The organism is Pseudomonas putida (genome assembly GCF_028682175.1).
GTDB lineage: Bacteria > Pseudomonadota > Gammaproteobacteria > Pseudomonadales > Pseudomonadaceae > Aquipseudomonas > Aquipseudomonas putida_AD.
The window spans coordinates 47,848-55,049 of sequence record NZ_JANHKS010000038.1 but is presented as its reverse complement, the minus strand read 5'-3'; the positions used below and the strand labels follow the sequence as shown (position 1 = coordinate 55,049).

Here is a 7,202-nt window from a genome sequence, read left to right as displayed (position 1 = left end):
TTCCGATCTCGATCTCAAGGCCGCCCCCGCCGGCAAGCCGTGCTGCTACGGGTGTAGGTCATCCAGAAGCTCTGCGTAGGGAGTTTCCGAAAACTTCGTAGTCAGGTCGTTTTTAACAACTTGTTGAGTGACATCGCCAAACCCTGAAATTACTGTCCGGCTTCCAATGGCCCGGAAAGGACACCGCGCCGCGGCAATCCTTTCAAAGCAGGGAGCTCGAGATGTCACAACCCTACGCATTCGTGAACGACCAACTCCGGCACTACATCCACCTTCGAGATCATCATCTCGCCCTCTCCATGAGCGCTCGCTCGAAACTCGATCAGCTCAATCCCTTCCTTCGTAATGGCATGGTGAGGCCCGGAGACGTCGTGGTCGTCGGTGACGGTTCGACCAGCATGTGCACACCCGAAGAGACCCGGTTGATGGAACTGGCCTCGCAGGTTCGCGGGGCAATGATCGGCATGTCCGCACGGGAAAGTTCTGTGATGACGCATAACTTCGACCTGCTGCAAAGTTTCATGTCGTACGGCTCGATCGGTATTGGAGCCAGCACGGCGGCGTGGAGCAGGCATCTCAAGGATCTGGAAGACCTGCTCAAGCAGACCGAGGCACTGCATCAGCGCTGGCGTGCGGGCGCAATGACAAACGATCAGTTCTTTGCCCAGCGGCGTGCGCTGTTTACCCGGATGGAGACGAGCCTTAAAGGCATCGGTCGTTATGGGTCGGGTTTGAGTAATCAGGGCAAGATGAAGCAGATCCTGGGGATCTCCAGCAAAAGCTACCTGCATACAGGCGACATCAGGGGCTATGCCGGCAAGGTCAGGGGCGTGTCGAAAATGGCGAGTGCGATGAGTAAGGGTGCTTACGTCGGGATTGCGCTGGATGTTGGTGTGGGTGCGCTGGAGATCCAGAAGGCTTGTTCAACTGGGCGGGAAGAGGAATGTACCAGGGCGAAGTATGTGGAAACCGGTAAAGCGGCGGGTGGGATAGTGGGATCTTCGGCTGGCGGCGTAGTTGCAACGGCAGCCGGTCCGGCGATCTGCGTCGGAGTTGGAGTAGCCACTGGAGGGGTAGCTTTGGCGGGCTGCGTACTTGTAGCGGGGGCAGTTATGGCGTTGGGTGGGGGAACCCTGGGGTCAGTGATTGGAGAGGATTTGACCATTCTGCTATATGAGGCAGGCCATGGACGTTAACCTGATTCTGGATTGGAGCATGGCTTGTGGCATGCTTCTGTTGACTGTCGATTTGGCAGTGCTTTTGTGGGTCGTGTTCTTCAGAGTTGAGGAAATTGAAGACGCCCTCGGGAACAGCCAACTCAACATCGACGCTAAACGACTTGGGAGTAACACCGGTTTATTGGGCCGTCAATACAGGCTGGGGCTAGCAACAAGCGCGTTGCTTTTCAGCAACTTGTATATCCGCAAGGGGCTGGTGGATCCCGATGATGTGAAGAACATGCCAGCCCACCTTAAACGCTGGGCCGTGATCCCCCATGTAATGGCGGCGTTGTTGCTCCTGCTTCTGTTTGTGCTGGCGCTTGTGGCTGGGAAGATATAGCGAGGGCGATCTCCAGTCCGCCCCCGCCGGCAAGCCGTGCTGCTACAGGTTTGGGTGTTTCACCATGGCCTGTTTGAACAGCTCTGAATCCAGAAACCGTTGCAGCCACGCCTGCAAACGTGGATAGGGCGCCTGCCAGAACCACTCGGGGTCGACACCGCAAAACTGCCGCACGAACGGCGCCAGGGCGGTGTCGGCCAGGGTCAGGTGGTCGATGACCAGGTAATCCCGCGTGGCCAGCAAGCCTTCGAGCCTTGCGAGAAATACCTCGCCCTGTGCGCGGTAGTGTTCCTGGCTGAACTCGGGGTAGCGCACGGCGTATTTGTAGCGGTCCAGATCGGTCTTGAACGGGCCGTCGTTGAGTTCGATCAGTTCGGCTATCTGCCGCTGTCCGTCGATGTCGCCGGCTAAGGACCAATCCTGCGGGTCGTTCTGGGCCAAGGCCCAGCGCATGATGTCCAGGCTCTGTTCCAGCACTTGGTCGTCCAGCACCAGGACCGGCACCGTGCCCTTGGGCGAGCGCGCCAGCATCTCGGCCGGTTTGGCTTTGAGGCTGACTTCCACTGTTTCCACCGCCACGCCCGAGTAGGCCACGGCCATGCGCGCTCGCATGGCGTAAGGGCAGCGGCGGAAGGAGTAGAGCAGGGCGCTCATCAGCTGACCTCCAGGGTGCTGAGGCCATTGCCCTGGCGTTTGACCTGGATCTGCACCGGGATGCGCTCGTGCATTTCCTGCACGTGGGAGATCACCCCGACCTTGCGCCCTTGGGCCTGCAGGCCGTCCAGCGCGTCCATCGCCAGTTGCAGGGACTCGGGGTCGAGGCTGCCGAAGCCTTCGTCGATGAACAGCGATTCGATCTTCAGCGTGCTCGACGCCATGGACGCAAGGCCCAGGGCCAATGCCAGGGAAACCAGGAAGGTTTCGCCGCCGGACAGCGAATGCACCGAGCGCAGTTCGTCGCCCATTTCGGTGTCCATCACCAGCAGCCCCAACATGCTGCCGCCGCGTTTGAGGCGGTAGCGGCGAACCAGTTGCCGCAGTTGTGCGTTGGCGTGATGCACCAGCAGGTCGAGGTTGTAGGCCTGGGCGATCTTGCGGAACTTGTCGCCTTCGGCCGAGCCGATCAGCGTGGCCAGGCGCGCCCAGCGCAGGTATTCGCCATGGGCGGCCTTGATGCGTTCCTGCAACTCGCTGTTGGCGGTGCGCCGCCGTTCATCCTCGCTGATCTGCGCACGCAAGTCGGCGCACAGTTGGTCATGGGTCGCTGATTGCGACTGAGCCTCGTTGAGCGCCGAGGCCAGTTGTTCGGCATCGTTGATGTCGCTGTGTTGCGCCTGATGCTGCTGCACTTGTGCATCACGTTCCTGCACCAGCACCTTGGCCTGTTCCAGCGCTTTTTCGCTGTGTTGCAGGCGTTGGCGCAACTGGCCGACATCGTCGTCGCTTAAGGCCAGCAGCGCCTCGAGCGCCGCGTCGTCCAGCTCGCCGTGCTGGCTGCGCCAGTCACTGATCTGACGATCCAGATCGGCGACTTCCTGCTGCAATGCGTCCAGCCGCTGACGTTCGCCGTCCAGTTCGGTGGTCAGCTTGATCAGGGCGCTGTGTGCCTGTTGCAGGGCATCGGAGGTGTTCGCCTGGGCCTGACGCGCCTGTTCCACGGCCTGTTCCAGTTGCTGTTGCCAGGCGTGCGCGCTGGGTTGCTCACCGAGGATTTCCCGCAGGCGCCGTTGCACGGCCTGCTGCTGTTGCTGGCAGGCCTGTACACGTTGTTGCAATTGTTGATGCTGTTGCTGACGGCCCTGTTGGGCGAACTGCTCGCGTTCGATTTTCTGCGCGCGCTCGCTGTGCTCCTGCTGTTCGTCTTTTTGCTGATCGAGCTGCTGGGTGCGCAGGGCGATGTCGTTGTCCAGTTGCAGGAAGCTCTCGGTGGCCGATTCGCGCCACAGCGCCAGGCTTTCAGCGGGCAGCAGCGGTTCGAACTCCTGCAGCGCGGTTTCGAAACTCTGGTTGTCCAGGGAGATGTTGCGCTGCTGGTCATCGAGCAACTTCATCGCCTGCTGGCTCGCTTCGCGTGCGTCCTGTACCTGGCTTTGCAGGGCTTCGGCGTCGCGCTGCACCTTGAGCAGGCGCGTCTGGCGCTGCTCGGCATTAAGCACGTCCTGGGTCAGTTGATGCAGGCGCTCGCTGAGCCAGTCGCTGCGCAGGTGCTCGGGTTGTTCCAGCAGGCGCGGATACAGCGGGTGGGCTTCGAGGTCCGGTGTCAGTTTCTGCAACTGTTCGCCCAGTTGCTCCAACTGCGGTTTGGATTGCTTGAGCTGGTTGTTCAGTTCGGCGACTTCGGCGCGCAGTTCGGCAAGTGTTTCACTGAGCTGGGCGACCTTCAGGCGCGCTGCGCTTTCTTCGCCGTCGTCATGGCCGGAGAGCGCCTGCAACAAGGCATCGGACTGGTGATACGGGTGCTCTTCGCTGCCGCACACCGGGCAAGGCTGGTGATCGACCAATTGCTCGCGCAGTTGCTCGACGCTGGCGCTGCGGGCCAGACGCTGGCGTTGCAGCAACTCGACGGTGACCTTCAGCGCCTGCTCGGCGGCCTCGTGTTCACCCTTGAGTTGCAGGCCTTTGGCGATGCTCTGGGCACGGCGCTCGGTGGCCTGTTGCTGCTGGGCCTGCACCTGTTGCAGGCGTGTGGCGATGTCCTGATGGCGCTGCCACAGGCGGTCCAGTGAGTCGCTTGCGCTGTGTTGCTGACGGTTGTCCTGCAACAGTTGCCCGAGGCGTTCGATTTCCTGGCTGACCGCGTCGGCCTTGACCTCGGCGTCGTCGTACAGCGCCTGCAACGCGCTGCGACGCTCACTGAGGGCCTGCTCGGCGCGGGTGGACGCCTGCTCCAGCGCGGGCAATTCTTCGCGGCCTTTGTTCAGGCGCGAACTGACCAGCACGATCTGTTGCAGGCGCGGGCGATAGGCCGTCCACGACTGACTGAGGGCATCCAGCGCGGCACTGCCTTGCAGCTGTTCGGCAATGGATTGCAGGCGGGTTTCGACCAGACGCTGCTGCTCGCTCAATTGATCGAGCGCCGCCTGACCCTCTTGGCTCGCCTGTTCGGCGATGCGCGCCTGTTCGCTGATCGGTTGCAGTTCGTTGTTCAGGTGATTGAGCTGGGCGTGCTGCTCGAACGCTTCGCTCAACGCGGGCTTGGCCGCCTGCTGCTGTTCCTGCGCCTGTTGCAGGGCGCCTTGGGCCGAGGCCAGTTGCGCTTGCAGATCGCTCAGGGTCGCCTGGGTCTGTGCCTGCTGCTCGACCTGCGCCTGGATGCGCGCCGCCAATGGCGTCAGTTGCGCATCGAGGCGGGTGCGTTGGCCGAACAGGTGGCGCTGCGGAGCCAGCCGTTCCAGTTGCACGAGTTGCTGGCGCTCGCTGGCTTGCTGGTCCCACGTCTGCTGCGCGCTGGCCAGTTGCTCGTTGGCGGCCTGGTGGCTGTCGCGCAGGCGGGTCAATTCGCTGAGCCATTGCTGCTTGAGTTCAAGCTGACGCAGTTGCGCTTGGGCCAGTTTCAGTTGCTGCTGTGCATCGGCAAAGCGCTGCTCAAGCTCGGCGCGCTGCTCCGGCTCCAGCGGTGTCAGGTTGCCGGCCTGGGCGTTGAGGGTTTTCAGCGCCTCCTCGGCCTCCTTGCTCTTGCTGTAGGCGCGGCGGCCCAACTGGCTGTAGATGGCCGTGTCGGTGAGCTTTTCCAGCAGTTCGCTGCGCTCTTTGTCGTCAGCCTTGAGGAAAGCGCTGAACTCGCTCTGGGCCAGCATCACGGCGCGGGTGAACTGCTCGAAATTCAGCCCCAGCCGGGCTTCGAGCAGGTTCTTGTATTCGGTCTTGTTCTGGCTGCTGAGGATCTGTTCGCTGTCCAGGTCCGTCAGGGTCTGGCGGCTGGCCTGCAGTTTCTTGGTGGCGTTGTCGCGGGCGCGGTTGGTTTCCCAGCGGGCGCGGTAGCGGCGCTTGTCGATGCCGACGAAATCCACCTCGGCGTAACCGCTGCCGGTGCCACGGCGCAGCAGGTTGCGCGGATCGTTGGTGCTGATGTCACCGTCGATCTCCGGCACCTTCGACTGGCCGACGTTGTTCAGCCGCGGAATGGCACCGAACAGCGCCAGGCACAGGGCGTCCAGCAAGGTGCTCTTGCCCGCGCCGGTGGGGCCGGTGATGGCGAACAGGCCGGCGCTGGCCAGGGGCTCGGTGGTAAAGTCCAGCTCGAAGGGGCCGGCGAGGGACGCGAGGTTTTTCAAGCGAATGGCAAGAATCTTCATGGCTGTTCGCTCTCCAGTTGCACGTCCTGAAGCAGGGTGGCGAAGTCCTGCAATGTCTGGTCATCGACCTCGCTGCCGTAGCTGTCCAGCCAGGCGCGGCTGAACAGTTCCTGTGGGCTCAACTGGTCGAGTTCGATCAGTTCGCGGTCGTCTTCGTCATCGCGATTGCCTTTGCCTGCGTATTCCGCGGCGATGCGCACCAGGCGCACGGCCTTGTTTTCCAGCGCGGCCTCGATCTGGTTGCGCAGGTCCGGTTGCGGTTCGTCCAGCTTGACCCGCACTTCCAGCCACGGCTGGCGGTCGATGTCGGCCAGCAGGTCGATGTCCGGCAGGTCCTTGAGCTGCAACAGCAACTCGGCCAGAGGCGCCGGGCCGATGCGTTGCAGGTTGACGGCACGAGGGATCAGCAGCGGGGTGACGCTGGCCAGTTTGCCGTTCTCGCAGTCGATTTCGAGGATCTGGTGCTGGTAGCCGATCTCGGAAAACGACAGCGGGATCGGCGAGCCGCTGTAGCGGATGCGGTTTTCGCCGTTGACCTTCTGCGGTTTGTGCAGGTGGCCCAGGGCGACGTAGGTGATGGTCTCGCCGAACAGGCTGGCGGGCAGCGCCTCGGCGTTGCCGATGATCAGGCTGCGTTCCGAGTCTTCGGACACCGAGCCGCCGGCCATGTGGGCGTGGCTGATGGCGATCAGCGCCTGGCCTTTCTTGCGTTTCTGGTTGGCGGCGGCGATCAGCATTTCATGGACCTGGCCGATGCCGCGCAGATAGTTTTCGCCCAATGCGGGGCCGGTCACTTCGGCCGGGCGCAGGAATGGCAAGGCCAGGCACCAGCCCAGCACCTTGCCCTTGGGGTTGGTTAGCGGCAGCAACAGGCGCTCGACGTCGAGCACGCCGTCGTCCAGCCATAGCACCCGGCCCAGGGCGTGGGTGCGCAAACGACGCATCAGCGGGGCGGGCAGTTCGATGCGCGAGCCGGAATCGTGGTTGCCGGCGATCATCACGATGGTCAGTTGCGGGTTCTGTTCGTGGGCGCTGACGATGAAGTCGTAGAGGCGCTCCTGGGCTTTGACCGGCGGGTTGACCGTGTCGAAGATGTCACCGGCGATCAGCAGCACATCAGGCTTGCGTTCGACGAGCCTTGCCAGCAGCCATTTGAGAAAACTCTCGTGTTCGAAATCCCGCTCCTGGCCGTGAAGGTTCTGGCCCAGGTGCCAGTCGGAGGTGTGGAACAGACGCATTGGGGTACCTTGGTTCTAAAGAGGTGTTGTCTGCTCTGGCCCCTTCGCGAGCAAGCTCGCTCCCACAGGGAATGAGGTCAACTGTGGGAGCGAGCTTGCTCGCGAAGGG

At 62.5% G+C, this 7,202-nt stretch carries 5 protein-coding genes; 2 read left to right on the top strand and 3 right to left on the bottom strand.

The genetic code is table 11. The annotated features are described in order from the left end of the window. Positions 1 to 221 precede the first annotated feature (221 nt). Both NPS29_RS21855 and NPS29_RS21850 read left to right on the top strand, forming a co-directional pair. Positions 222 to 1,196, top strand: coding sequence for a hypothetical protein (locus NPS29_RS21855; RefSeq protein WP_274135054.1), 975 nt, complete (start codon positions 222 to 224; stop codon positions 1,194 to 1,196). Beyond that, entirely contained in the window at positions 1,186 to 1,560 is a 375-nt protein-coding gene (locus NPS29_RS21850) for a hypothetical protein (RefSeq protein WP_274135052.1), read from the top strand. Before NPS29_RS21855 ends, NPS29_RS21850 begins: the two co-directional genes overlap by 11 nt. Positions 1,561 to 1,602: 42 nt before the next feature. On the opposite strand, the gene NPS29_RS21845 is transcribed toward NPS29_RS21850, so the two are convergent. Genes NPS29_RS21845 through NPS29_RS21835 form a run of 3 tightly spaced genes read right to left on the bottom strand, consistent with a single transcriptional unit; the run spans position 1,603 to position 7,093 of the window. Then, the gene (locus NPS29_RS21845; RefSeq protein ID WP_274135050.1) at positions 1,603 to 2,214 is read right to left on the bottom strand and encodes a glutathione S-transferase; all 612 of its coding nucleotides are present in this window, start codon (positions 2,212 to 2,214) and stop codon (positions 1,603 to 1,605) included. Further along, on the bottom strand, positions 2,214 to 5,855 hold the full coding sequence (locus tag NPS29_RS21840; protein ID WP_274135048.1) for an AAA family ATPase: 3,642 nt from the start codon (positions 5,853 to 5,855) through the stop codon (positions 2,214 to 2,216). The genes NPS29_RS21845 and NPS29_RS21840 overlap by 1 nt, the downstream gene beginning before the upstream one ends. Then, positions 5,852 to 7,093 (bottom strand): exonuclease SbcCD subunit D C-terminal domain-containing protein, encoded by a 1,242-nt coding sequence (locus NPS29_RS21835; protein WP_274135046.1) that lies wholly within the window; start codon positions 7,091 to 7,093, stop codon positions 5,852 to 5,854. Before NPS29_RS21835 ends, NPS29_RS21840 begins: the two co-directional genes overlap by 4 nt. Between the last annotated feature and the right edge of the window lie 109 nt (positions 7,094 to 7,202).